This is a genomic window from Kribbella sp. NPDC055071 (assembly GCF_053608045.1).
In genome coordinates this window covers 1,250-1,576 of the sequence record NZ_JBSGUS010000068.1, presented here as the reverse complement: position 1 = coordinate 1,576, position 327 = coordinate 1,250, and the positions used below count along the sequence as shown (strand labels likewise).

The window sequence follows — 327 nt, the reverse complement described above, 5'->3', positions numbered from 1 at the left end:
TTTCACAGCTGTTCAGCAGCATGCAGTAGAGGCAGAGCGTTACGATTATGTGCCGCTCTATGAGATTCAAAAACGCTCAGCTCTTGATGGCAATCTCTTAAACCATCTTGTCGCGTTTGAAAATTATCCGCTTGATCAAGAACTTGAAAACGGCAGCATGGAAGACCGCCTCGGGTTTTCGATTAAGGTAGAAAGCGCATTTGAACAAACGAGCTTCGATTTCAATCTGATTGTGTATCCGGGCAAAACGTGGACCGTCAAAATTAAATATAACGGAGCCGCCTTTGATTCCGCTTTTATCGAACGGACAGCGGAGCACCTTACCAG

Annotated in this window: 1 protein-coding gene; it reads left to right on the top strand. The window is 45.6% G+C overall.

Annotated elements, in window-relative coordinates:
* The coding region (locus ACWF4Z_RS38230) for a condensation domain-containing protein (RefSeq protein WP_452248105.1) at positions 1–327 on the top strand (327 nt) is incomplete at both ends.